Source organism: Variovorax sp. E3 (assembly GCF_016082275.1).
Classification (GTDB): Bacteria; Pseudomonadota; Gammaproteobacteria; order Burkholderiales; family Burkholderiaceae_C; genus Variovorax.
Genome location: NZ_MOWM01000096.1, coordinates 1 through 21,584 on the forward strand (window position 1 = coordinate 1; position 21,584 = coordinate 21,584).

The window sequence follows — 21,584 nt, forward strand, 5'->3', positions numbered from 1 at the left end:
TCGGACGCTCTGCCCGCCCCCATCCCAACCTTCCCCCAAAGGGGGAAGGCGCAAGACAGAGAGAGTCGCTTCATCAAGGCTTGCCCGCCGAAGCCAGCTGCAGCCGCACCGTCGCCGGCATGCCCAGCCGCAGGCGATCTTGCTTGTCGTCGACCATCACGCGGATCTCGTAGACGAGGCTGCTGCGCAGTTCTTCCGTCTGCACGGTCTTGGGCGTGAACTCGGCCACCGACGAGATGTAGCCGACCTTGCCCGCGATGGCCTCGCCGGGCTGGCTGTCGGTGCTCACACGGGCTTCCTGCCCCGCGCGCACGCGGCCGAGGTCGGGCTCGGCCACATAGGCGCGCACCCACTTGGGGTCGGTGATGGCGAGCGTGAACGCGGGGCGCTGCGGCGAGGCCATGTCGCCGGGCTCGAGCAGGCGGGCGCGCACGACCGCGTCGATGGGGGCCTTGAGCTCGGCCTCCGTGAGCTGGTGGTTCATGAGCGCGAGTTCGGCGCGGGCCGCCTCGAGCTGCGCCTGCGCCTGCCCGATGTCTTCCTTGCGCGGGCCCGCGACCACCAGCTGCCGGGCCTTGCGCGCGTTGTCGAGCTGCGCCAGCGCCACCTTGCGCCGGGCCTGCGCGCTGTCCAGGTCCTGCTGGCTCACGGCGCGCCCGGCCGTGGTGGCGCCGATGGCCTGCAGCCGCGCGAGCTGCTGCTGCGCCAGGTCGGCGTCGGCCTGGGCGGCGGCCACCTGCGCTTCGGACTGCGCCACTTCCTCGGGGCGGCTGCCGGTCTTCAGCCGCAGCAGGGCCTGCTCCTGCACGCCGATGCGCGCCTGCGACTGCGCCACGCGCAGCACCAGCGAGCGGGTGTCCAACCGGCCCAGCACCTGCCCGGCATGCACGCGGTCGCCTTCGCGCACCGTGAGCTCGGCCACGCGATCGTTGGCGTTGAAGGCCAGCGACACCTGCCGCAGGTCGACGTTGCCGTACAGCACGAGCTGGTCGGAGGGCTCGGCCTTGCGGTGCGTGTACCACCAGCCGCCCGCCGCCGCGATGACGGCGACGGCTGCAATGGCGATGAGGGCTTTCTTGTTCATGGCGTGTGTCCTGACGAGGCTGCGGTCCGGGAGTCGGCGTCATCGTATCAAATTCAAATTTGAATTTGAAGTGATTTCGGGTTTGAGGTAGCTCGGGGCATGGCAACCCGCACTCCGCGCCCCGACGGCAACACCACGCGCCTGCACATCCTCGAGACGGCGGGCCAGCTGTTCGCGGCGCAAGGGTTCGCGCAAACCACGAGCAAGGAAATCTGCACCCGCGCCGGCACCAACATGGCCGCCATCAACTACCACTTCGGCGGCCGCGACGGCCTCTACGAGGCGGTGCTGATCGAGGCGCACAAGCAGCTGGTGAGCCTGGACGAGCTGATGGCGCTGTCGCAGGTGTCGAACGACCCGCGCCTGAAGCTGCAGGCCTTCCTCACGCACATGGTGGAGATGAGCGCGCAGCCGAAGGCGCCCTGGGGCTTCCGGGTGGTGCTGCGCGAGGCGCTGTCGCCGTCGTCCGCGCTGCCGGTGCTGATCCAGCGGGCGGTGCTGCCCAAGGCCAAGCTGCTGCGCGCCTCATCGGCGAGATCATGGGCCTGCCTGACGACCACCCCTCGGTGCAGCGCAGCCTGCTGCTCACGGTGCTGCCGTGCCTGGTGCTCACGGTGGCGCCGAAGGACATGAGCAGCAAGGTGCTGCCGGCGCTGAAGGACACGCAGGCGCTGGCCGAAGACCTGATGCGCTATGTGCTCGCGGGGCTCGACGCGGTCGCGAAGGGCGCCGGGCCTACTCCGGCTGCCCCGGCTGCCCCGGCCACTCGGCCCGCCGTGCCCGCTAAAGCTGGAAGGCGACGGTGAGCAGCAGCCCCTCGGCCACGTCGCGCACCAGTCCCGGCCGCCGCGCGCGGTAGGGGTCGCCGGCCGAGGCGGTGGTCTCGATCCACTCGGCGAGCCACTCGATCTCCTCGGTGCCGTAGAACACCACCGCCGCTTCGTGGTTCAGCAGCAGGCTGCGCAGGTCGAGGTTGATCGAGCCGCACATGGCCAGCTCGTCGTCGACCACCACGGCCTTGGCGTGCGCCATGAACGGCAGCATGCTGAAGCTCACGCCCGCGCGTGCCAGGTCGCGCATGGCGCGGGCGCGCACGAAGTCGGCCAGCCGGTGGTTCGACTGCGCGGGCATCGCGATGGTCACCTGCACGCCGCGCCGCGCGGCCAGCCGCAGCGCGTCGCGCAGACCGTCGCCGGGCACGAAGTAGGGCGTGATCGCCAGGATGCGATGCTCCGCGCGAAAGCACGCGTCGACCAGCAGCGCATGCGCGGTGTCTTCGGTCTGGTCGGGGCCGCTCGGCAGGAACTGGGCCATGGCGGTGCCGGGGCCGTTGGGCACGTCGTCGGCCGTGATCGCGCGGGCCTTGCGCGGGCGCACCGAACTCCAGTCGTGATCGAACTGGCGCGCCGCCGCCGCGGCCACGCTGCCGCGCAGGTCGAACGACAGGTCGCGCCAGGCCTCGGGGTGCTTGGCGTTGCCGGTGAAATATTCGCCCGCCAGGTTGCGCCCGCCCGACCAGAGCCAGGCGTCGTCGGCAATGGTGAACTTGCGGTGGTTGCGCAGGTTGCGCGGCCCGATGCGGCGCAGGCTGAAGAAGGGGCGGAACACCGCCACCTCGCCGCCCGCCGCGCGCAGCCGGTCGAAGTGATGGCGCGGCAGCGACAGCGCGCCGAAGCCGTCCAGCAGCACCCGCACCTTGACGCCTTCGCGCGCGCGCTGGGCCAGCCGCTCGATCACGGCATGGCCCAGCGGGTCGTCGCCGATGATGAAGGTGCACACGTCGATGCGCTCGCGCGCGCCGTCGATCACCTGCCACAGCGCCTCGCGCGCGGCCTCGCCGTCGGCGTGCATGCGGATCGCGCAGCGCCCCGGCGGCGCCAGGCCGAAGCTCTCGATGAGGTCGGCCGCCCAGTGCCCCGGCGGCACCGAGCGCGGCGGCCGGGGCGAGCCCGCCGGGCGCAGCTTGCGCTGGCCGAACAGCAGGTACATCGGCAGGATGAAATAGGGCATGAGCACCAGCCCCATGACCCACGCGATGGCCGTGGTGGGGGCGCGTTGCTCGCGGCGCGCGCGCGTGGTCAGCACATAGACCAGCAGCGCGAAAGTCACGACCAGGAAATGCTGGGAGGGGGAGGGTAGCCAGTCGAACCTTGTATTCGGCATGAGACCGATGATGCCTCAGCGCTGCAGGAACTCCGGCACGCCGCGCCCTTGCGAGGCGAGGAACTTCATCATCGGGTCGACCACCGCGCGCACGGCGGGCCGGTCGCCCACGCGCTGGCGCCAGGCCAGCAGGCGCGGCGTGGCGCGGGTCATGCCGGCGCCCTTGCGGTCGGCGAACACGCAGGCCATGTAGAAGGCGATGTCCGCGAAGGTGTAGGGGCCCGCGAGGTGGTCGCGGTCGGCCAGCAGGGCTTCCATCTCGCCGTAGAAGCGCGCGCAGGCGGCGCAGGCCGCCACGGCCGGGGCGCTGTGCATGTCGTGCTGCAGGCCGAAGAGCTTGATGACCTGGGGGAAGAACACCTCGTCCGACTTCTGCTCGAGCTGCCGCGCGCGGGCCCGCTCGGCAATGCCGCGCGGCCACAGCGCGGGGGTAGGGTGGCGGTCTTCGAGGTACTCGAAGATCTGCGTGGAATCGAACAGTTCGACCTGGTCATCGGTCAGCACGGGCACCTGCTGCTTGACCGGGTTCACGCGCAGCACCACGGGGTGCTTGGGCTCGTAGGCATCGCCCTCGATGAAAGGCACCATGACCAGTTCGAAGGCAATGCCCTTTTCGCGCGCCGCGATCTCGACCTTGGCGCCGAACATGCTGAGGGGACCGGAGTAGATGTGAGTCGTCATGGGCTCCGACTTCACCAGAAACCGCCCCTCAATGCATCAGGTCGAGCCCCAGACCTCCTGCGCCGTCTCGACCACCAGGCGCAGCTTGGCGCGCTGCGCTTCCACCGCGATGTTGTTGCCATGCACCGTGCTGGAAAAGCCGCACTGCGGCGACAGCGCGAGCTGGTCGAGCGAGGCGTACTTGGCGGCTTCGTCGATGCGGCGCTTGAGTTCGTCCTTGTCTTCCATCTCGCCGAACTTGGTGGTCACCAGGCCCAGCACCACCGTCTTGCCCTTGGGCAGGTAGCGCAGCGGCTTGAAGTCGCCCGAGCGCGCGTCGTCGTACTCCATGAAGTAGGCGTCCAGGTCCATTTCCTTGAGCAGCGCCTCGGCCACGGGCTCGTAGTTGCCGGCGGCCGCGTGCGTGCTCTTGAAGTTGCCCCGGCACAGGTGCATGGCCAGCAGCATGCCCGGCGGCTTCTGCGCGACCACCTTGTTGATGAAGGCGGCGTAGCGGTGGGGCAGCTCGTTCGGGTCGTCGCCGCGCTTGCGGGCGGCTTCGCGCATGTGCTCGTCGCACAGGTAGGCCAGGTTGGTGTCGTCCATCTGCACGTAGGTGCAGCCGGCGGCCGCGAGCGAGCGCAGCTCGTCGCCGTAGGCCTTGGCCACGTCGTCGTAGAAGGCGGGGTCGAGCTCGGGGTAGGCGTCCTTGCTGATGCCGGCGCGGCCGCCGCGAAAGTGCAGCATGGTGGGCGAGGGGATCGTCACCTTGGGCGTGCGGCCCGCCGACACCTGGCTCTTGAGGTACTGGAAGTCGGCCAGCTGGATGTCCTTGATGTGGCGCACCTTGTCGATCACGCGCATCGCGGGCGGGGCCAGTTCCTCGGTGCCGTCGGGCTTGCGGATGGTGACTGGAATGTCGGTCTTCACGCCGCCGAGCTGGTCGAGAAAGTCGATGTGGAAATACGTGCGGCGGAACTCGCCGTCGGTGATGCTCTTGAGGCCGATGTCTTCCTGGAAGCGGACGATCTCGGTGATGGCCTTGTCTTCGACCAGGCGAAGCTGCTCGGGCGTGATCTCGCCCTTGGCCTTCTGCTCGCGGGCTTCGAGCAGGTATTTGGGACGCAGGAAACTGCCCACGTGGTCGTAGCGGGCAGGCAGGGCGGCGTGCTGTGACATGGATGACTCCGTCGTGATTGGGGGGGAACGAGCGAAACATCGTATCGCCTTCAAAACGACATCATATGTATACAGATATCTCGGTGTTTACCCTGAAAACGCTTTGTATTACTGGAAATTTCCCTATTTCTGTATACATTGAGTATTCATGAAAACGCCCACGACCGCCTTTCCACTGAACGCCTGGTATGCCGCCGCCTACGACGTCGAAGTGCGTCACGCGCTGCTGCCGCGCACCATCTGCAACCAGAAAGTGGTGCTGTTCCGCCGCACCGACGGCCAGGTGGCCGTGCTCGAAGACGCCTGCTGGCACCGGCTGATGCCGCTGTCGCTGGGCCGCCTCGAAGGCGACGAGCTGGTGTGCGGCTACCACGGCCTGGTCTACAACAGCCAGGGCCGCTGCACCCACATGCCGAGCCAGGAAACGCTCAACCCCTCGGCCTGCGTGCGCAACTTTCCGGCCGTGGAAAAGCACCGCTTCGTCTGGATCTGGCCCGGCGACCCGGCCAAGGCCGACCCGGCGCTGATTCCCGACATGCACTGGAACGACGACCCGGCCTGGGCCGGCGACGGCAAGATGATCCGCGTCAACTGCGACTACCGCCTGGTGGTCGACAACCTCATGGACCTGACGCACGAGACCTTCGTGCACGGCTCGTCCATCGGCAACCGCGAAGTGGCCGAGGCGCCCTTCGTGGCCACGCACGGCGACCGCTCGGCCACCGTCACGCGCTGGATGGAGAACATCGACGCGCCGCCGTTCTGGGGCGGCCAGATCCGCCATGCGCGCGGCTACACGGGCAAGGTCGACCGCTGGCAGATCATCCGTTTCGAGGGGCCCTGCACGGTGAACATCGACGTGGGCGTGGCCGAGGCCGGCAGCGGCGCGGTGCCGAAAGACGGCAACCCCGGCGACCGCGGCAAGGGCGCAACGGCTACGTGCTCAACACCATCACGCCCGAGACCGACAAGACCTGCCTCTACTTCTGGGCCTTCTCGCGCAACTACTGCATCGGCGAGCAGCGCCTCACGCACGAGCTGCGCGAGGGCGTGGCCGGCATCTTCCGCGAAGACGAGCTGGTGCTCGAGGCGCAGCAAAAAGCCATGGACGACCACCCCGACCACCAGTTCTACAACCTCAACATCGACGCCGGCTCGATGTGGGCGCGCCGGCTGATCGACCGCATGGTCGAGAAGGAAAAGCCCGCGCGCGCGGCCATTGCGATCCGCCCCGCCGACAAGCAGGCCGCATGAAAGTCGCCCCCGTGTCCAGCGCCGCCGCCGAGCCCGGCGACAGCGGCGGCTCGCAGGCCGTGAAGGCGCAGCTGCGGCTGCGCGAAATGATCCTGGCGGGCGACCTGCCCGGCGGCGCGCGCATTGCCGAGGTGGCCATCTCCGAGCAGCTCGGCGTGTCGCGCACGCCGGTGCGCACGGCGCTGATGCGGCTCGAGCAAGAAGGCCTGCTCGAAGCGCTGCCCAACGGCGGCTATGCGGTGCGCACGTTTTCCGAGCGCGACGTGGCCGATGCCATCGAGCTGCGCGGCACGCTCGAAGGCCTGGTGGCCCGGCTCGCGGCCGAGCGCGGCGCGGCGCCCGTGGTGCTGCGCGAAGCGCGCGCCTGCCTCACGCGCATCGACGAGCTGCTGCGCGAACCCGCGCTCGACGACGCGGCCTTCTCGCGCTACGTGACGCACAACGAGCGCTTTCACGCGCTGCTGTGCGAAATGGCGGGCAGCCCCGTCATCGCACAGCAGCTGGAGCGCGTGGTCAACCTGCCGTTCGCGTCGCCCTCGGGCTTCGTCATCGTGCAGGCCAATTCGCCAGCCGCGCGCGACATGCTCGTGATTGCGCAGGACCAGCACCTGCAGGTGCTCGACGCCATCGAGTCCGGCGAGGGCTCGCGCGCCGAGGCGCTGATGCGCGAGCACAGCCGCATTGCGCGGCGCAACCTGCGCGACGCGCTGCACGGCACGCCGACCGCCGAGCAGCGCCCGCTGCCGGGCGTGCAGCTGATCCGCCGCCGCGGCTGAACCTCCCTCACGACAAGAAATTCCCGATGAAAAGCGATCTTCAATGGATGCAGGCGCAGGTCGTCGCGCTGCGCGACGTCACGCCCACCGTGCGCGAGTTCGAGCTGCGCCCCGAGGGCGGATTCGCCGACGCCCACGAACCCGGCGCCCACCTGCAGGTGCAGGTGATGACGGCACAGCGCAAGGTGCAGACCCGCTCGTATTCGCTGGTCGGCGAGGGCGACGGCCGCTGCTGGCGCATTGCCGTCAAGCGGCTGGACGACGGCCGTGGCGGCTCGCTCGCGATGTGGCGGCTGGCCGAGGGCGACCGGCTGCAGGTCAGCGCGCCGCAGAACCACTTTCCGCTCGACCTGTCGGCCCCCGGCTACCTGCTGGTGGCGGGCGGCATCGGCATCACGCCGCTGGTGCTGATGGCGCAGCGGCTGGGTGCGCATGCAAGGCGCGCCGGCGTGCCGGTGACGATGCTCTACGGTGCGCGCCACGCGGGCGAGTTCGGCTACCTGGCGCAACTGCGCGAGGCGCTGGGCGAGGGCGTCCGGGCGCACGAGGGCTCGGCCCCCATCGACTTCGCCGCCGCCATTGCCGCGCTGCCGCCCGGCGGCCAGCTCTACACCTGCGGCCCGGTGCCGATGCTGGAGGCCGTCAAGCGCGCCTGGCACGCGGCCGGGCGCCCCCTCGCGGACCTGCGCTTCGAGACCTTCGGCAGCAGCGGCCGGCTGGCCACGCAGCCGTTCACCGTGCGCATTCCGCGCCACGACCTGGCCATCACCGTGCCGGCCGACTGCACGCTGCTCGAGGCGCTCGACGCGGCCGGCGTGCAGACGCTCTCGGACTGCAAGCGCGGCGAGTGCGGCCTGTGCGCCATGGACGTGATCGCCGTCGACGGCGAGATCGACCACCGCGACGTGTTCCTCAGCGAGCACGAAAAACAGGCGACCACGCGCATCTGCGCCTGTGTGTCACGCGCGGTGGGTACGCTCACGCTCGACTCCGCCTACCGCGCCGACAGCTGACCGACTGCTTGCGCGATGATCGCGCAGTTCATTTATTGATCGCGCAACAAGGCCCGCGAGGGTGGCCGGGTAGGTGATTGCCTGCTCCGCCGTTTGTTGCAAAGTGTTGAAAATAGCCCCGGTTTCGAGTTCCGTCCCTGAAGGAAAAAACATGCAAAGACGCCATCTCATCCAGACCGCCGCCCTGTCGGCGCTCGCGCTTTCAATGTCGCTGGCCCATGCCCAGGACAGCAACAAGTTCAAGATCGGCCTGATCCTTCCGATGACGGGGCAGTCGGCCTCCACGGGCCGCCAGATCGAAGCCGCCGCGCGCCTGTACATGGCCCAGAACGGCGACACCGTGGCCGGCAAGAAGGTCGAGCTGATCGTCAAGGACGACACCGGCCTGCCCGACGTCACCAAGCGCCTGGCGCAAGAGCTGGTGGTGAACGACAAGGTCAACGTGCTGGCCGGCTTCGGCCTGACGCCCCTGGCCCTGGCCGTGGCGCCCATCGCCACCCAGTCGAAGACGCCCCAGCTCGTGATGGCCGCGGCCACCTCGAGCATCACCGAGGCTTCGCCCTACATCATCCGTTCGAGCTTCACGCTGCCGCAGGTGTCGGTGGCCATGGGCGACTGGGCGCCGAAGAACGGCGTGAAGACGGTGGTCACGCTGGTGGCCGACTACGGCCCCGGCAACGACGCCGAGAAATTCTTCAGCGAGCGCTTCCAGCTCAACGGCGGCAAGGTCATCGAGAAGCTGCGCGTGCCGCTGCGCAACCCCGACTTCGCGCCGTTCCTGCAGAAGGTGCGCGACGCCAAGCCCGACGCGCTGTTCGTGTTCGTGCCCTCGGGCGCGGGCGCGGCGGTGATGAAGCAGTTCCTGGAGCGCGGCATGGACAAGGCCGGCATCAAGATGATCGCCACCGGCGACGTGACCGACGACGATCAACTCAACGACATGGGCGACGGCGCGCTGGGCGTGGTCACTTCGCACCACTACTCGGCCGCGCACCCCTCGGCCATGAACAAGAAGTTCGTCGAGGCCTTCGAGAAGGCCAACCCCAAGATGCGCCCCAACTTCATGGCCGTGGGCGGCTATGACGGCATGCGCGTGATCTACGAAGCGCTCAAGGCCACCAAGGGCCAGGGCGGCGGCGAGGCGCTGCTGGCGGCCATGAAGGGCCAGGTCTTCGAGAGCCCGCGCGGCCAGGTGCTGATCGATGCGCAGACGCGCGACATCGTGCAGGACGTGTACCTGCGCAAGGTCGAGAAGAAGGACGGCCAGCTGTACAACGTCGAGTTCGACGTGATCAAGAGCGTGAAGGATCCGGGCAAAGCAAAATAAAGGGCTCGCCCCCAGGCTGCGCGCACTTCGTGTCGCTTCGCCTTCCCCCTACCGGGGGCAACACCTGAGGCCCGGCAAAGCCGGTTCCTCGGTGTTTCCCGACCAGGCCGCGTTGCGTCGCACGCTGATAAATAGCTGACATGCTCACCATTCTTTTCGACGGCATCGCCTACGGCATGCTGCTTTTCGTGCTCGCCGTGGGGCTTGCCGTGACGCTCGGGCTGATGAATTTCATCAACCTCGCGCACGGCGCCTTCGCCATGGCCGGCGGATACCTCACCGTGTTCGCGATGCAGAAGCTCGGCCTGCCGTTCCTGGCCTGCCTGCCGCTGGCTTTCATCGTCGTCGCGCTGGCCGGGGCCTTGCTCGAACGCACGCTCTACCGGCCGATGTACGGCAAGTCGCACCTGGACCAGGTGCTGTTTTCCATCGGCCTGGCCTTCATGGCCGTGGCCGCCATCGACTACTTCGTGGGCTCGTCGCAGCAGAACGTGCAACTGCCCGAATGGCTGCGCGGGCGCACCGAGATCGGCGACGGCGCGCTGCTGCTGGGCATGGGGCACTACCGCCTGTTCATCATCGGCGTGTGCGCCGTGCTGACCGTGGTGCTGCAGCTCATTCTTTCGAAGACCCGCTTCGGCAGCCGGCTGCGCGCCGCGGTCGACGACCCGCGCGTGGCGGCGGGGCTGGGCATCAACGTGAACATCGTGTTCCTGTTGACCTTTGCGGTGGGCTCGGGGCTCGCGGGGCTGGGCGGCGCGCTGGGCGCCGAAATTCTCGGGCTCGACCCGACGTTCCCGCTCAAGTACATGATCTATTTTCTGATCGTGGTCTCGGTCGGCGGCACCTCGTCGATCACCGGGCCGCTGGCGGCCGCGCTGCTGCTCGGCATTGCCGACGTGGCGGGCAAGTACTTCATTCCGAAGATGGGGGCGTTCACCGTCTACCTGCTGATGATCATGATCCTGATGTGGCGGCCGCAAGGGCTGTTCACGCGCAAGGGGGGCCGCTGAATGCGCACGCCTTCCGCTTCCGGCGACACCGCCGCCGAGTTCCAGTCGGCCCTGCTGCGCAAGGCGCGCTGGCGCCCGCTGGAGTTCGTGGTCTGGGCCGTGGCCTTCGCGCTGCCGCTGGTCATGCCTTCGCACTCGCTGCTGGTCAACGAGATCGCCATCGTCGCGCTGTTCGCGATGTCGCTCGACCTGATCCTGGGCTACACCGGCATCGTGTCGCTGGGCCACGCGGCCTTCTTCGGCTTCGGCGCGTACGCGGCGGCGCTGTTCGCCAAGCTCGTCATGCCCGACCCGACCGTGGGCCTCGTGGTTGCGACCGTGCTGTCGGCCGTGCTCGGCCTCGTGGCCAGCGTGACGATCTTGCGCGGCAGCGACCTCACGCGCTTGATGGTCACGCTGGGCACGGCGCTGCTGCTGCTCGAGTTGGCCAACAAGCTCGACTGGCTGACCGGCGGCGCCGACGGCCTGCAGGGCGTGGTGATGGGCCCGGTGCTCGGCCTGTTCGACTTCGACCTGTACGGCCGCACGGCCGCCTGGTATTCGCTGGCCGTGATGCTGGTGCTGTTCCTGCTGATGCGCCGGCTGGTGCATTCGCCGTTCGGCGCCACCCTCAAGGCCATTCGCGACAACCGGCTGCGGGCCATGGCCATCGGCATTCCGGTGGTCTCGCGCCTCGCGGTCATCTACACCATCGCGGCCGGCATTGCGGGCGCGGCGGGTGCGCTGCTGGCGCAGACCACGGGCTTTGCCTCGCTCGACGTGCTGGCCTTCGACCGCTCGGCCGACGTGCTGCTGATGCTGGTCATCGGCGGCGTGGGCTGGCTCTACGGCGGCGTGGCGGGCGCCATCGTGTTCAAGCTGCTGCAGACCTGGCTGTCCGCCGTGACGCCGCAGTACTGGATGTTCTGGATCGGCCTGATCCTGGTGCTGATGGTGCTCACGGGGCGCGAGCGCCTGCTCAAGCCGTGGACGTGGTTCGGCGGCGGCAGTGCGGCCGCCAAGAAGAAGACAGGCGGTGCGGCATGACCGACACCGTGCTCTCGACCCACGGCCTCGTGATGCGCTTCGGCGGCATCACGGCCACCAACAACGTGACGATGGAGCTCAAGCGCGGCGCACGCCATGCGCTGATCGGCCCCAACGGCGCGGGCAAGACCACGCTCATCAACCAGCTCACGGGCGTGCTCACGCCGACCGAAGGCCGCATCACGCTGCTGGGCGAAGACATCACCACGCTCGCGCCGCACAAGCGCGTGGCGCGCGGCCTGGTGCGCACCTTCCAGATCAACCAGCTGTTCGACTCGATGACGCCGCTCGAAACGCTGGCGCTCGTGGTGTCGCAACACCAGGCGTCGGCGCGCAATGGTGGCGTCCGCTGGGGTCGAGCAAGGCGATCGCGGAACGCGCGACGCAACTGCTCGAGCAGTTCCACCTGAGCGACGTGGCACAGCAGCAGGTGAAGCACCTGGCCTACGGCAAGCGCCGCCTGCTCGAGATCGCGATCGCGCTGGCCTGCGAGCCGCGCGTGCTGCTGCTCGACGAGCCCGTGGCCGGCGTGCCCGCCGGCGAGCGCGAAGAGCTGCTGCAGACCGTGGCCGCATTGCCGGCCGATGTGTCGGTGCTGCTCATCGAGCACGACATGGACCTGGTGTTCAGCTTCGCCGACCGCATGACCGTGCTGGTCAACGGCACGCTGCTGACCGAGGGCGACCCCGAAACCATCGCCAACGATCCGAAGGTGAAAGAGGTCTACCTGGGCCACGGAGAAGCCGCCCATGTCTGAGCTGCTGCGCATTGAAAACCTGAGTGCCGGCTACGGCGAGGCCGTGGTGCTGCACGACGTGGCGTTCGCGCTCAGCGAGGGCCAGACGCTGGCGCTGCTGGGCCGCAACGGCACGGGCAAGACCACGCTGATCAACACGCTCGCGGGCGCCACGCGCCAGCACGGCGGCAGCATCACGCTGGGCGGGCAGGCGCTGCACAAGCTGGCGCCGCACCAGCGCGCGGCGGCCGGCATCGGCTGGGTGCCGCAGGAGCGCAACATCTTCAAGTCGCTCACGGTGCACGAGAACCTCACGGCCGTGGAACGGCAAGGCAAGTGGAACCCGCAGCGCGTCTACGAGATGTTCCCGCGCCTGGCCGAGCGCAAGAGCAACCTGGGCACGCAGCTCTCGGGCGGCGAGCAGCAGATGTTGGCCGTGGGCCGCGCGCTGGTGCTCAACCCCAAGCTGCTGCTGCTCGACGAGCCGCTCGAGGGGCTCGCGCCCATCATCGTGGAGGAGCTGCTGCGCGCCATCCGCCGCATCACGCAGGACGAAGGCCTGGCCGCGATCATCGTGGAGCAGCACCCGCAGGCGATCCTCGCGATTTCCGACGAGGCGGTGGTGCTGGACCACGGCACCATCGTGCACACCGACTCGGCCGCCGCGCTGCGCACGCAGCCGCAGGTGCTCGACCGGCTGCTGGGCGTGGCGCGCTGACGGGCGCTTTCAGTTCAGATCGCGCAGCCGTCGGGGCCGCACACCGACGGCGTCGCCGGCGTGGCGGCTGCGTCGGTGGTCGCGGGCTGCGAGGACGCGACCAGCGCTGCAAGCTGCGCCTTCCAGTCGTCCGCGCGGCCCAGCCACGGGCCGATGTCGATGCGGCCCGAGCGGCCGTCGGCCTGCGTCAGCACGAAAGTCGGAAAGCCCTGGCCGCCCGCGCGTTGCAGCAACTGGCGGCTCTGCGCGATGTGCTGCGCCGTCGCTTCGCCCGACAGGCGCGTGAATGCCGAAGCGAAGGCCTCGCCGTCGAAGCCGAGTTCCGCCGCCAGCGCCTTCAGCACGTCGACGTCGGCAATGCGCCGGCCTTCGACGTAGTGCGCCTGCTGCAGGCGATGGGCCATGTCCAATCCGCCGCCCTCGCGCAGCGATTCGGCCGCGAGCACGGCGGTGGTCGGCGGCTCGGAGTCCATCACCGCGCCGGTGTCGCGCAGCAGCCCCTCGAAGTAGTTCTGGCCGAAAGGCTGGCCCGTCATCTCGGCGATGCGGCGGTCGTGCGGCATCACGTAGTCGCGCCACTGCGGCGTGATCGCGCGGCGGTTGGCGCCGGTCATCATGCCGCCGCCGTGGAACGCGACCCGCAGGCCCGGCACGTGGCGCGCCGCGTCGACCAGCGGCGCGGCGGCGTAGCACCAGCCGCACAGCGGGTCGAAGATGTAGTGCAGGGTGGTGGCGGTGCTTCGTTGTTCACTGCGGCCATTTCATTTCTCCCTTGATGACCTTGGCGCTCAGCTCCAGCGACGAGGTGTCTTCCAGCTTCGGGTAGCGCGTCTTCATCGCGGCGATGAGCGCGGCCGAGTCCTTGGCCTTGGCGGCTTCGGTCTCGAAGGCCTTGAGGTAGTCGCGCGTGAACTTCACCGAGGCCAGGGTGTGCGGGGCCGAGCCGTTGGCGTTGGGCAGGTAGTGGCCGGGCACCACGGTCTTCGGGTGCAGGGCCGTGATGCGGTCCAGCGTCTGGAGCCACTCGCGGCGCGACGCGGGCGTTTGCGTGTCGGCCACCCACACGTGGATGTTGGCCGACACCGGGATGCCGCCGACCACCGCCTTCAGCGACGGGATCCACGCGAAGGTGCGCGCGGGCGCGGGGCCGTCCAGGCCCACGACCTGGATCTTGCGGCCTTCGAGCGCGAGGCTGTCGCCGGCCAGCGCCTCGGGCACGACCACCGCCTTGGGCGCGTTGTCCTTGAGGATCGGGCCCCAGTAGGCCAGCTTGCCGTCCTCGAGGCCTGGATGGCGGCCACGGTCTGCGGCGTGGCGACGATCTTCGCGTCGGGGAAGGCCGCCTGGATCACGTCGAGGCCGAAGTAGTAGTCGGGGTCGCTGTGGCTGATGTAGACCGTGGTGAGCTTCTTGCCCGTGGCCTTGATCTTCTGCACCAGCGCCTCGGCGTCGTTGCGCTGGAACTGCGCGTCGATCAGCACGGCGTCGGTCTGGCCGGTGACGATCTCGGACGACACCGGGAACATCGATTGGGTGCCCGGGTTGTAGACCTCGAGCTTGAGCGGCTGGGCGGCTTGCGCGGCCAGCGGGGCGAGGCTCAGGGTGGCGGCGAGGGCGGCGGCGGAGAGGAGGGCGCGGCGGAACATGGTGTGGTCTTTCAGGAGGTTGGCGACGGTGTGACAGCGCGGTATGACCTGAATATTAGGTTGCGCGAAACGAAATAAAAACCCGTTTCGGCACAACGGATAGTTTCTGTTTTCGTGCAGGTGGCGGGGTGCTCGCGGGGCGCTCGGTCAGTCGGTGGCGCATCGCTCCAGGTGCGCGACCAGTAATTGCGCCGAGGGCGACAGCGTGGCCTCGTCCCGGAAGCAGATCGCGAATCGGCGCCGCGCCCAGGCGTCGGTCAGCGGCATCAGCCGCAGGCCGTAGGCGTCGGTGAAGGGCCGCGCCACCTCGGCCGGCACCACGCTGATGGCCAGCCCGGCGCGCACCACGCGCAGCGCGGCGTCGAAGTTCGACACCAGCACCCGGTGCACCAGCGGCTTGCCCGCCACCGCCGCTTCGCGCGCCAGCATCAGCTGCACGGCGCTCAGCGCGGGCATGCCGACGAATTCATGGTCGAGCACCTGCTCGAAGCGCACCTGCTCGTGCCGCGCCACCGGGTGCGAGGGGTGCGCCACGATCGCCAGGTGGTCGGCGCGGTAGCTGCGCCGCTGCAGGCCGTCGAGGTCGGCCGCGTCCCAGCACAGGCCGATGGAGGCAATGCCCTCGCGAATGCCGCGCACGATCTCCGGGCTCACGCGCTCTTCCATATCGACGCGGATGTTGCGGTGTGCCGGGTCTTGCAGAAAGCCCGCCACGTCTTCGGCCAGCGACTCGGCCATGACCGAGGCCGAGGCCAGGATGCGCACGTGCCCGCGCGCCCCGCCCGCGTAGGCCGCCATGTCGCGCTCGATGCGGTTCACGCTGCCGAGCATGGCGCGCGCGTGCTCCAGCAGGGTTTCGCCGGCGGGCGTCGGCACCACGCCGCGCCGCTTGCGCAGCAGCAGGGGCGTGCCCACCGCCTCTTCGAGCTGCGCCAGCCGCTTGCTGATGGCTGAGCCGACGATGCTGGCCTGCTCGCCGGCGCGCGCGATGCTGTGCGTTTCGCAGACGGAGACGAACAGGCGAAGGGTGGTGAGGTCGAGGTCTCGCATTTTTTGGTGTTCCGATTTGGAAGCAAATGGCTTCCAAAATATACCTTCAGGACCGAATCGGAACTTCTAACATCCGCCTCATACCCTCACGACGGAGACAAAGATCTTGATTCACGCCTTCCTGCCGCCCCGCGCGGTCGTTCGCGAAGTGGGCCTGCGCGACGGCCTCCAGAGCATTGCCCGCGTGCTGTCCACCGAGCGCAAGCGCGAATGGATCCGCGACGCGCACGCGGCCGGCCAGCGCGAGATCGAGGTCGGCTCGTTCGTGCCCGCGCACCTGCTGCCGCAACTGGCCGACACGGCCGAGCTGCTGGCCTATGCCAAGACGTTGCCGGGGCTTTTTGCCTCGGTGCTGGTGCCCAACCTCAAGGGCGCCGAGCGCGCCATTGCCGGCGAGGCCGACCTGATGATCGTGCCGCTCTCGGCCAGCCACGCGCACAGCCTGGCCAACCTGCGCAAGACGCCCGACGAGGTGGTGGCCGAGGTCGGCCGCATCCGCGCGGCGCGCGACGCGGCGGGCTCGAAGACGCTGATCGACGGCGGCGTGGGCACGGCCTTCGGCTGCACCTTGCAAGGCCGTGTCGAGCCCGACGAAGTGCTGCGGCTGATGCAGGCGCTGCTCGACGCGGGCGCCGACCGCGTGAGCCTGGCCGATACCGTCGGCTATGCCGATCCGGCGATGGTGCGCAGCCTGTTCGAGCGCGCGCTGCGCATCGCGGGCGACCGGCTGTGGTGCGGCCATTTCCACGACACGCGCGGCATGGGGCTGGCGAATGCGTATGCGGCACTGGAGGTCGGCATCACGCGTTTCGACGCGTGCCTGGCCGGCATCGGCGGCTGCCCGCACGCGCCCGGCGCCAGCGGCAACGTCGACACCGAAGACCTGCTGTTCATGCTCCAGAGCATGGGCGTGGCGACCGGTGTCGACCTGCCCAGGCTGCTCGACCTGCGCCGCCGCGTGGCGGGCTGGCTCGAGGGCGAGACCTTGCAGGGCACGGTGTGGCGCGCGGGCTTTCCCAAGACGTTCGCTGCGGCAGAGGAAGTCGCGGCATGAGCGCCCACACCACCACCGACGACAAGAAGCGCCTGCCGCTCGCCGGCATTCGCGTGGTCGAGTTCACCCACATGGTCATGGGCCCGACCTGCGGCATGGTGCTCGCGGACCTGGGCGCGGAAGTCATCAAGGTCGAACCCATCGAGGGCGACCGCACGCGCCACCTGCTGGGCGCGGGCGCGGGCTTTTTCCCCATGTTCAACCGCAACAAGAAGAGCATCGCGCTCGACCTGCGGCACCCCCAGGGGCTGGAGGCCGCGCTGCGCCTGTGCGCCACGGCCGACGTGGTGGCGCAGAACTTCAAGCCCGGCACCATGGACAAGTACGGCCTGGGCTACGCCGCGCTCGGCAAGCTCAACCCGCGCCTCGTGTACGTGAACCACACCGGTTTTCTGCCCGGCCCCTACGAGCACCGCACGGCGCTGGACGAGGTGGTGCAGATGATGGGCGGGCTGGCCTACATGACCGGCCGCCCCGGTGACCCGCTGCGCGCGGGCACCAGCGTGAACGACATCATGGGCGGCATGTTCGGCGCCATCGGTGCCATCGCCGCACTGATGCAGCGCGCCGAAACGGGCAAGGGGCAGGAGGTGCAGTCGGCGCTGTTCGAGAACAACGTGTTCCTGGTCGGCCAGCACATGCTGCAGTACGCCATCACGGGGCAGGCGGCGGCGCCGATGCCCGACCGCATCTCGGCCTGGGCGCTGTACGACGTGTTCACCGTGAAGGACGGCGAGCAGATCTTCCTGGCCGCGGTGAGCGACGCGCAGTGGAAGACCTTCTGCGACGCGCTCGGCTTCGACGACCTGAAGGCCGACCCGGCGCTGGCCACGAACAACGACCGCGTGCGCCTGCGGCCCACGCTGCTGGCCGACCTGCGCGAGCGGCTGGCCGGCCGTTCGGCGACGGAACTGTCGGCGATCTTCGAGGCGAAGGGCTTGCCGTTCGCGCCGATCACACGGCCCGAAGACCTGTACGAAGACCCGCACCTCAAGGCCACGGGCGGGCTCGTGGACATTCGCCTGCCCGACGGCGAGCGGGCCGGGGAAATGGCGCAGACCACGCTGTTCCCGATCACGCTGGGCGGCGACCGCCTGGGCGTGCGGCTGCACCCGCCGACGCTCGGCGAACACACGCGCGAGCTGCTGGCCGAACTGGGCTATGCGCGCGAGCAGGTCGATGCGCTGCACGCCGATTCGGCGGTGGCCTGAACGACGCGATTTTCAAAACCATAAAGAGAGACAAAGCCATGACCGACAAGACCTTCCCCCTGACGATGAATCGCCGCGCGGTGCTGGGCCTGGGCGCCTGCGCCGCCGCCGTGGCGGCCTGCCCCGCGCTCGCGCAGGGCTCCGACAAACCCATTCGCTTCATCCTGCCGATCAGCGCGGGCTCGGGCGTGGACACCATCGTGCGCGCGGCGGCGCCCGCGCTGGGCAAGGCCTTCGGCCAGCCGGTGGTGATCGAGAACCTGCCGGGCGCGGGCGGCATCACCGGCGCGGCGGCCATCGCCAAGGCCGCGGCCGACGGGCTCACGCTGGGCATGGTGTCGAACAACCACGTCATCAATCCGGCGGTGTTCAAGAAGATGCCCTTCGACGCCCTCAACGACTTCACGCCCATCAGCGTGGTGGGCGCGACGCCGCTGGTGCTGGTGGCCAACCCCAAGCTGCCCGCGAAGAACGTGCAGGAGCTGATCGCGCTGCTGCGCGCCAAGCCCGGCGGCTACAACTACGCGTCGTCGGGCAACGGCACCATCCTGCACCTGGCCGACGAGATGTTCATGGATGAGGCCGGCGTGAAGGCGCGGCACATTCCGTACAAGGGCACCGGGCCCATGATGACCGACATGATCGGCGGGCAGGTCGAGATGGGCGTGATCGCGCTGCCGGCGGTGCAGCAGCACATCAAGAGCGGTGCGCTGCGCGCCATCGGCCTGTGCGGCGCGACGCGCTCGCCGGCTGCGCCGGACATTCCGACCATCGCGGAGCAGGGGCTGCCGAACTACGCGATCGAAGGCTGGTTCGCGGTGATCGGGCCGGCGAAGATGCAGGCGGCCGAAGTGCGGCGCGTGCACGACGCGGTGGCCGCGGCCTTCACCAGCGCGGAGGTGCGCGAGGCGATGGACAAGCAGGGCAACGTCATCAGGCCGACGACGCCGGAGCAGGCGGCGAGCTACTTCCGCAGCGAGGCGGCGAGGTATGCGGCGCTGGTGAAGAAGGCGAACGTGACGCTGGAGTGACCCTGTCTTGCTCGTTCCCCTTCCGGGGGAAGGCGGGGATGGGGGCTGGCCTTCGATCAGGCGCCGCGTATCCATGAAGGCCGTCGTGCCCCCACCCCGGCCCTCCCCGAAGGGGAGGGAGCAATGCGGGGCCTTACGCCGGGCCGACCGCGCGGTACAGCGCCCGCACGAAGTCCGACTGCGTGATCATCCCCGTCAGCCGCTTCTCGCCGTCGATGATCGGAATGTGGTGGTGGCCGCCTTCGGAGAACAGCGGCACCAGGTCGACCACCGGCCGGTCGGCGCTGGCCACGCGCACCTGGCGCGTCATGATCTGGCCGACCACCTCGGGCTTGTTCGACATCACCGTGCGCGTGGCGCGGATCAGGTCGCGCAGCTTGCCGGCAATGCCGTCGTGGTGCTGCAGGTCGAGCTGGCGAAAGAAGTCGGCCTGCGTGACGATGCCGACCACGCGGCGCGTGCGGTCGGTCACGGGCAGGGCCTTGATGCGGCGCTCGTGCATCAGCGCCCAGGCCTCCTGCAGCGGCGTGCCGAACTCCACCGACACCGGCTCGCGCGACATGATGTCGGCGCAATGCAGCGTGCCCAGCCGGCGCTTGTACGACTCCAGCTCGGTCTGCTGGATCAGCGATTCGAGGTCGTCGCGGCTGATGTCCAGCACCTGGTTGTAGCGCGCCAGCACGGCGTCGATGTCGGCCTGGCTGAAGCGCGCGTCGGCCGCCGGCGGCGCGCGACCTGCACGTGCGGATAGCGCCGGCCGGTCAGCGAGTTGTAGATCACGCCGGCCAGCACCAGCAGCAGCGAGTTGGTGAAGAAGGGGAAGAAGGCGGACGAGAAATGCGTGGTGTGCGTCAGCACCGCGAGCAGCGCGGCGGCGCCGCCGGGCGGGTGCAGGCAGCGTGCGCCGAACATCACGCCGATGGCGCCGGCCACGGCCACGGCGGCGGCCAGCGCGGGGTCGGGGATCCAGCTGGCGGCGGCAATGCCGACCATGGCCGACAGAGTGTTGCCGCCGATCACCGACCATGGCTGCGCGAGCGGGCTCGCCGGCACCGCGAACACGAGCACCGCGCTGGCGCCCAGCGGGGCGATCAGCCAGACGGAAGCGCCGAGCGGCCCGGCCAGCCAGTGCGACAGCAGCGCCGTGACCAGCAGGCCCAGCCCGGCGCCGGAAACGGCGCGCAAACGCTCGCGCGCATCGACGGTGGTGCGGCCCGGCAGCCAGGCGCGTGCATGGGTCATGAGGGCCGCAAACCGCATCTCCAGGCGCTCCGGGTCCGTCGTCAGGCCTCGTGGGCCACCATGCGCCCGATCTCGGGCCAGCGGCCGTGCAGCCAGACCCACGCAACCAGGCCGATGGCGAGCATGGCCATGGAGGTCAGCGCGAGCGCCAGCGTCGAGTGCATCACCAGCGGTGCGATGGCGCCGGCGACCACGCCGTTGGCGGTGGAGCCGATCACGGCCTGCAGCGACGAGGCCATGCCGCGGCGCTCGGGGTGCAGGTCGAGCACCAGCAGCGTGACCACGGGCACCATCAGCGCCCAGCCGAAGGCGAACACCGCCAGCGGCCACAGCGCCCACGCCACGTGCGCCTGGAAGAAGGTGTTGGCCACCACGTTGACCACCGACGTGACCAGCATGATGAGGAAGCCGTCGCGGATCTGCCGCTTGGGCGCGACCTTGCCGGCCATGCGCCCGCTGGCGCGCGCGCCGAGCATGATGCCGCCGATGGTCATCAGGAAGAACCAGAAGAACTGCTGCGGTGCCAGGTGCAGGTGGTCGCCCAGGAACGCGGGCGCGGCCAGCACGTAGAGGAACATGCCGTTGAAGGGCACGCCGCTGGCAAAGGCCAGCAGCAGGAAGCGCGGGTCGGAGCACAGGTCCCAGTAGCCGCGCATCAGGTGGCGCACCTGGAACGGCTGGCGGTGGGTCTTGTGCAGCGTCTCGGGCAGCAGCTTGTAGTTGGCGGTGAACAGCACCACGCCCACGGCCACCAGGAACCAGAACACCGCGTGCCAGCCCGCGTGCACGAACAAAAAGCCGCCCACGATGGGTGCGATGGCCGGCGCCACGCCGAAATAGATCGTCACCTGGCTCATGACGCGCTGCGCCTCGGCCGGCGGGAACATGTCGCGGATCACCGCGCGCGACACCACGATGCCGGCGCCGGTCGACAGGCCCTGCAGCCCGCGGAACAGCACCAGCTGCGTGATGTTCTGCGACAGCGCGCAGCCCAGCGAGGCCAGCGTGAACACGGCCAGCCCCCACAGCACCACGGGGCGGCGGCCGAAGCTGTCCGACAGCGCGCCGTGGAACAGGTTCATGAACGCGAAGCCGAACAGGTAGGCCGACAGCGTCTGTTGCATCTCGGCCGGGGTCGCGCCGATCGATTGCGCAATGCCCGAGAAAGCCGGGATGTACGTGTCGATGGAAAACGGCCCCAGCATGCCGAGCACCGCCAGCAGGACGGCCAGCGCCCAACGCGGGGCCTGCCAGAGTTTGTCGGCGTCGGGATTCATGGATTGGATGGGAGAAAGGAAAAGGTCGCGCAAGGCGCGCACCTGAAGGGTGCAAGGGTAGCAGACGCGCCTGACGGTTGCAGGGGCCGCCCGGCCACTAAACTGCGCGGCTGCAAGCATTGAA

At 69.3% G+C, this 21,584-nt stretch carries 19 protein-coding genes and 4 pseudogenes; 14 read left to right on the forward strand and 9 right to left on the reverse strand.

Features of this window, described 5'->3' with window-relative positions:
• Positions 1-73: 73 nt before the first annotated feature.
• Positions 74-1,084 carry an HlyD family efflux transporter periplasmic adaptor subunit gene (locus BMG07_RS26575; protein WP_198087054.1) on the reverse strand — a complete coding sequence of 337 codons (1,011 nt, stop codon included), beginning with the start codon at positions 1,082-1,084 and terminating at the stop codon, positions 74-76.
• A 99-nt stretch (positions 1,085-1,183) separates the two neighbouring features.
• Between BMG07_RS26575 and BMG07_RS26580 the strand changes: the two genes are divergently transcribed.
• Both BMG07_RS26580 and BMG07_RS42820 read left to right on the forward strand, forming a co-directional pair.
• Positions 1,184-1,717 (forward strand): TetR/AcrR family transcriptional regulator, encoded by a 534-nt coding sequence (locus tag BMG07_RS26580; protein WP_269759402.1) that lies wholly within the window; start codon positions 1,184-1,186, stop codon positions 1,715-1,717.
• On the forward strand, positions 1,651-1,890 hold the full coding sequence (locus BMG07_RS42820) for a hypothetical protein (protein ID WP_269759403.1): 240 nt from the start codon (positions 1,651-1,653) through the stop codon (positions 1,888-1,890). The genes BMG07_RS26580 and BMG07_RS42820 overlap by 67 nt, the downstream gene beginning before the upstream one ends.
• On the opposite strand, the gene BMG07_RS26585 is transcribed toward BMG07_RS42820, so the two are convergent.
• The 3 genes from BMG07_RS26585 to BMG07_RS26595 form a co-directional block, all read right to left on the reverse strand.
• On the reverse strand, positions 1,868-3,193 hold the full coding sequence (locus BMG07_RS26585; RefSeq protein WP_307867075.1) for a phospholipase D-like domain-containing protein: 1,326 nt from the start codon (positions 3,191-3,193) through the stop codon (positions 1,868-1,870). The two genes, BMG07_RS42820 and BMG07_RS26585, sit on opposite strands and share 23 nt — an antisense overlap.
• A gap of 69 nt (positions 3,194-3,262) precedes the next feature.
• A complete protein-coding gene (locus BMG07_RS26590; RefSeq protein ID WP_198087056.1) occupies positions 3,263-3,928 on the reverse strand; it encodes a glutathione S-transferase family protein in 666 nt (221 codons plus the stop codon).
• Between the two features lie 36 nt (positions 3,929-3,964).
• Complete coding sequence (locus tag BMG07_RS26595; protein WP_198087057.1) at positions 3,965-5,086, reverse strand: 5-methyltetrahydropteroyltriglutamate--homocysteine S-methyltransferase; 1,122 nt, start codon at positions 5,084-5,086, stop codon at positions 3,965-3,967.
• A 148-nt stretch (positions 5,087-5,234) separates the two neighbouring features.
• On the opposite strand from BMG07_RS26595, the pseudogene BMG07_RS45050 reads away from it, so the two are divergent.
• From BMG07_RS45050 to BMG07_RS26635, 9 genes and pseudogenes are all read left to right on the forward strand, one after another.
• Positions 5,235-6,340 (forward strand): annotated as a pseudogene (locus BMG07_RS45050) (Rieske 2Fe-2S domain-containing protein).
• The gene (locus tag BMG07_RS26605; protein ID WP_198087058.1) at positions 6,337-7,116 is read left to right on the forward strand and encodes a GntR family transcriptional regulator; all 780 of its coding nucleotides are present in this window, start codon (positions 6,337-6,339) and stop codon (positions 7,114-7,116) included. The pseudogene BMG07_RS45050 and the gene BMG07_RS26605 overlap by 4 nt, the downstream one beginning before the upstream one ends.
• 26 nt (positions 7,117-7,142) lie before the next feature.
• A complete protein-coding gene (locus BMG07_RS26610; protein ID WP_198087059.1) occupies positions 7,143-8,129 on the forward strand; it encodes a PDR/VanB family oxidoreductase in 987 nt (328 codons plus the stop codon).
• Between the two features lie 151 nt (positions 8,130-8,280).
• The gene (locus BMG07_RS26615; RefSeq protein WP_198087060.1) at positions 8,281-9,456 is read left to right on the forward strand and encodes an ABC transporter substrate-binding protein; all 1,176 of its coding nucleotides are present in this window, start codon (positions 8,281-8,283) and stop codon (positions 9,454-9,456) included.
• A gap of 140 nt (positions 9,457-9,596) precedes the next feature.
• Positions 9,597-10,469 (forward strand): branched-chain amino acid ABC transporter permease, encoded by an 873-nt coding sequence (locus BMG07_RS26620; RefSeq protein ID WP_198087061.1) that lies wholly within the window; start codon positions 9,597-9,599, stop codon positions 10,467-10,469.
• Positions 10,470-11,495, forward strand: coding sequence for a branched-chain amino acid ABC transporter permease (locus tag BMG07_RS26625; protein WP_198087062.1), 1,026 nt, complete (start codon positions 10,470-10,472; stop codon positions 11,493-11,495).
• 71 nt (positions 11,496-11,566) lie between these two features.
• A pseudogene (locus BMG07_RS42835) lies at positions 11,567-11,961 on the forward strand (ATP-binding cassette domain-containing protein); the annotation flags it as partial.
• A 177-nt stretch (positions 11,962-12,138) separates the two neighbouring features.
• A complete protein-coding gene (locus BMG07_RS42840; RefSeq protein WP_269759405.1) occupies positions 12,139-12,252 on the forward strand; it encodes a hypothetical protein in 114 nt (37 codons plus the stop codon).
• A complete protein-coding gene (locus tag BMG07_RS26635) occupies positions 12,245-12,949 on the forward strand; it encodes an ABC transporter ATP-binding protein (protein WP_198087063.1) in 705 nt (234 codons plus the stop codon). Before BMG07_RS42840 ends, BMG07_RS26635 begins: the two co-directional genes overlap by 8 nt.
• Positions 12,950-12,963: 14 nt before the next feature.
• On the opposite strand, the gene BMG07_RS26640 is transcribed toward BMG07_RS26635, so the two are convergent.
• The 3 genes and pseudogenes from BMG07_RS26640 to BMG07_RS26650 form a co-directional block, all read right to left on the reverse strand.
• Positions 12,964-13,674 carry a DsbA family protein gene (locus BMG07_RS26640; protein ID WP_198087071.1) on the reverse strand — a complete coding sequence of 237 codons (711 nt, stop codon included), beginning with the start codon at positions 13,672-13,674 and terminating at the stop codon, positions 12,964-12,966.
• Between the two features lie 28 nt (positions 13,675-13,702).
• Positions 13,703-14,595: pseudogene (locus BMG07_RS26645) on the reverse strand (MBL fold metallo-hydrolase); the annotation flags it as partial.
• Positions 14,596-14,742: 147 nt separating this feature from the next.
• Positions 14,743-15,645 carry a LysR family transcriptional regulator gene (locus BMG07_RS26650; protein WP_198087064.1) on the reverse strand — a complete coding sequence of 301 codons (903 nt, stop codon included), beginning with the start codon at positions 15,643-15,645 and terminating at the stop codon, positions 14,743-14,745.
• A 106-nt stretch (positions 15,646-15,751) separates the two neighbouring features.
• Here BMG07_RS26650 and BMG07_RS26655 point away from each other — a divergent pair, with 106 nt between their 5' ends.
• From BMG07_RS26655 to BMG07_RS26665, 3 genes are read left to right on the forward strand one after another with little or no spacing between them, the layout of a single operon-like run.
• Positions 15,752-16,699: a hydroxymethylglutaryl-CoA lyase gene (locus BMG07_RS26655; RefSeq protein WP_198087065.1), complete on the forward strand. Its 948-nt coding sequence runs from the start codon at positions 15,752-15,754 to the stop codon at positions 16,697-16,699.
• Positions 16,696-17,910: a CaiB/BaiF CoA-transferase family protein gene (locus BMG07_RS26660; RefSeq protein WP_198087066.1), complete on the forward strand. Its 1,215-nt coding sequence runs from the start codon at positions 16,696-16,698 to the stop codon at positions 17,908-17,910. The genes BMG07_RS26655 and BMG07_RS26660 overlap by 4 nt, the downstream gene beginning before the upstream one ends.
• Positions 17,911-17,948: 38 nt before the next feature.
• On the forward strand, positions 17,949-18,941 hold the full coding sequence (locus BMG07_RS26665) for a tripartite tricarboxylate transporter substrate-binding protein (protein WP_198087067.1): 993 nt from the start codon (positions 17,949-17,951) through the stop codon (positions 18,939-18,941).
• A gap of 133 nt (positions 18,942-19,074) precedes the next feature.
• On the opposite strand, the pseudogene BMG07_RS26670 reads toward BMG07_RS26665, so the two are convergent.
• Positions 19,075-20,201: pseudogene (locus BMG07_RS26670) on the reverse strand (HPP family protein).
• 23 nt (positions 20,202-20,224) lie between these two features.
• Positions 20,225-21,460 carry a multidrug effflux MFS transporter gene (locus BMG07_RS26675; RefSeq protein ID WP_198087068.1) on the reverse strand — a complete coding sequence of 412 codons (1,236 nt, stop codon included), beginning with the start codon at positions 21,458-21,460 and terminating at the stop codon, positions 20,225-20,227.
• Positions 21,461-21,584: the final 124 nt, after the last annotated feature.

What these genes read in the sequence shown, in the direction of transcription:
- BMG07_RS26575 (WP_198087054.1), bottom strand. Translation starts at nt 1,084, where the DNA reads ATGAACAAGAAAGCCCTCATCGCCATTGCAGCCGTCGCCGTCATCGCG.
- BMG07_RS26610 (WP_198087059.1), top strand. Translation starts at nt 7,143, where the DNA reads ATGAAAAGCGATCTTCAATGGATGCAGGCGCAGGTCGTCGCGCTGCGC.
- BMG07_RS42840 (WP_269759405.1), top strand. Translation starts at nt 12,139, where the DNA reads ATGACCGTGCTGGTCAACGGCACGCTGCTGACCGAGGGCGACCCCGAA.
- BMG07_RS26635 (WP_198087063.1), top strand. Translation starts at nt 12,245, where the DNA reads ATGTCTGAGCTGCTGCGCATTGAAAACCTGAGTGCCGGCTACGGCGAG.
- BMG07_RS26665 (WP_198087067.1), top strand. Translation starts at nt 17,949, where the DNA reads ATGACCGACAAGACCTTCCCCCTGACGATGAATCGCCGCGCGGTGCTG.
- BMG07_RS26605 (WP_198087058.1), top strand. Translation starts at nt 6,337, where the DNA reads ATGAAAGTCGCCCCCGTGTCCAGCGCCGCCGCCGAGCCCGGCGACAGC.
- BMG07_RS26675 (WP_198087068.1), bottom strand. Translation starts at nt 21,460, where the DNA reads ATGAATCCCGACGCCGACAAACTCTGGCAGGCCCCGCGTTGGGCGCTG.
- BMG07_RS26660 (WP_198087066.1), top strand. Translation starts at nt 16,696, where the DNA reads ATGAGCGCCCACACCACCACCGACGACAAGAAGCGCCTGCCGCTCGCC.
- BMG07_RS26650 (WP_198087064.1), bottom strand. Translation starts at nt 15,645, where the DNA reads ATGCGAGACCTCGACCTCACCACCCTTCGCCTGTTCGTCTCCGTCTGC.
- BMG07_RS26595 (WP_198087057.1), bottom strand. Translation starts at nt 5,086, where the DNA reads ATGTCACAGCACGCCGCCCTGCCTGCCCGCTACGACCACGTGGGCAGT.
- BMG07_RS26580 (WP_269759402.1), top strand. Translation starts at nt 1,184, where the DNA reads ATGGCAACCCGCACTCCGCGCCCCGACGGCAACACCACGCGCCTGCAC.
- BMG07_RS26620 (WP_198087061.1), top strand. Translation starts at nt 9,597, where the DNA reads ATGCTCACCATTCTTTTCGACGGCATCGCCTACGGCATGCTGCTTTTC.
- BMG07_RS26615 (WP_198087060.1), top strand. Translation starts at nt 8,281, where the DNA reads ATGCAAAGACGCCATCTCATCCAGACCGCCGCCCTGTCGGCGCTCGCG.
- BMG07_RS26625 (WP_198087062.1), top strand. Translation starts at nt 10,470, where the DNA reads ATGCGCACGCCTTCCGCTTCCGGCGACACCGCCGCCGAGTTCCAGTCG.
- BMG07_RS26590 (WP_198087056.1), bottom strand. Translation starts at nt 3,928, where the DNA reads ATGACGACTCACATCTACTCCGGTCCCCTCAGCATGTTCGGCGCCAAG.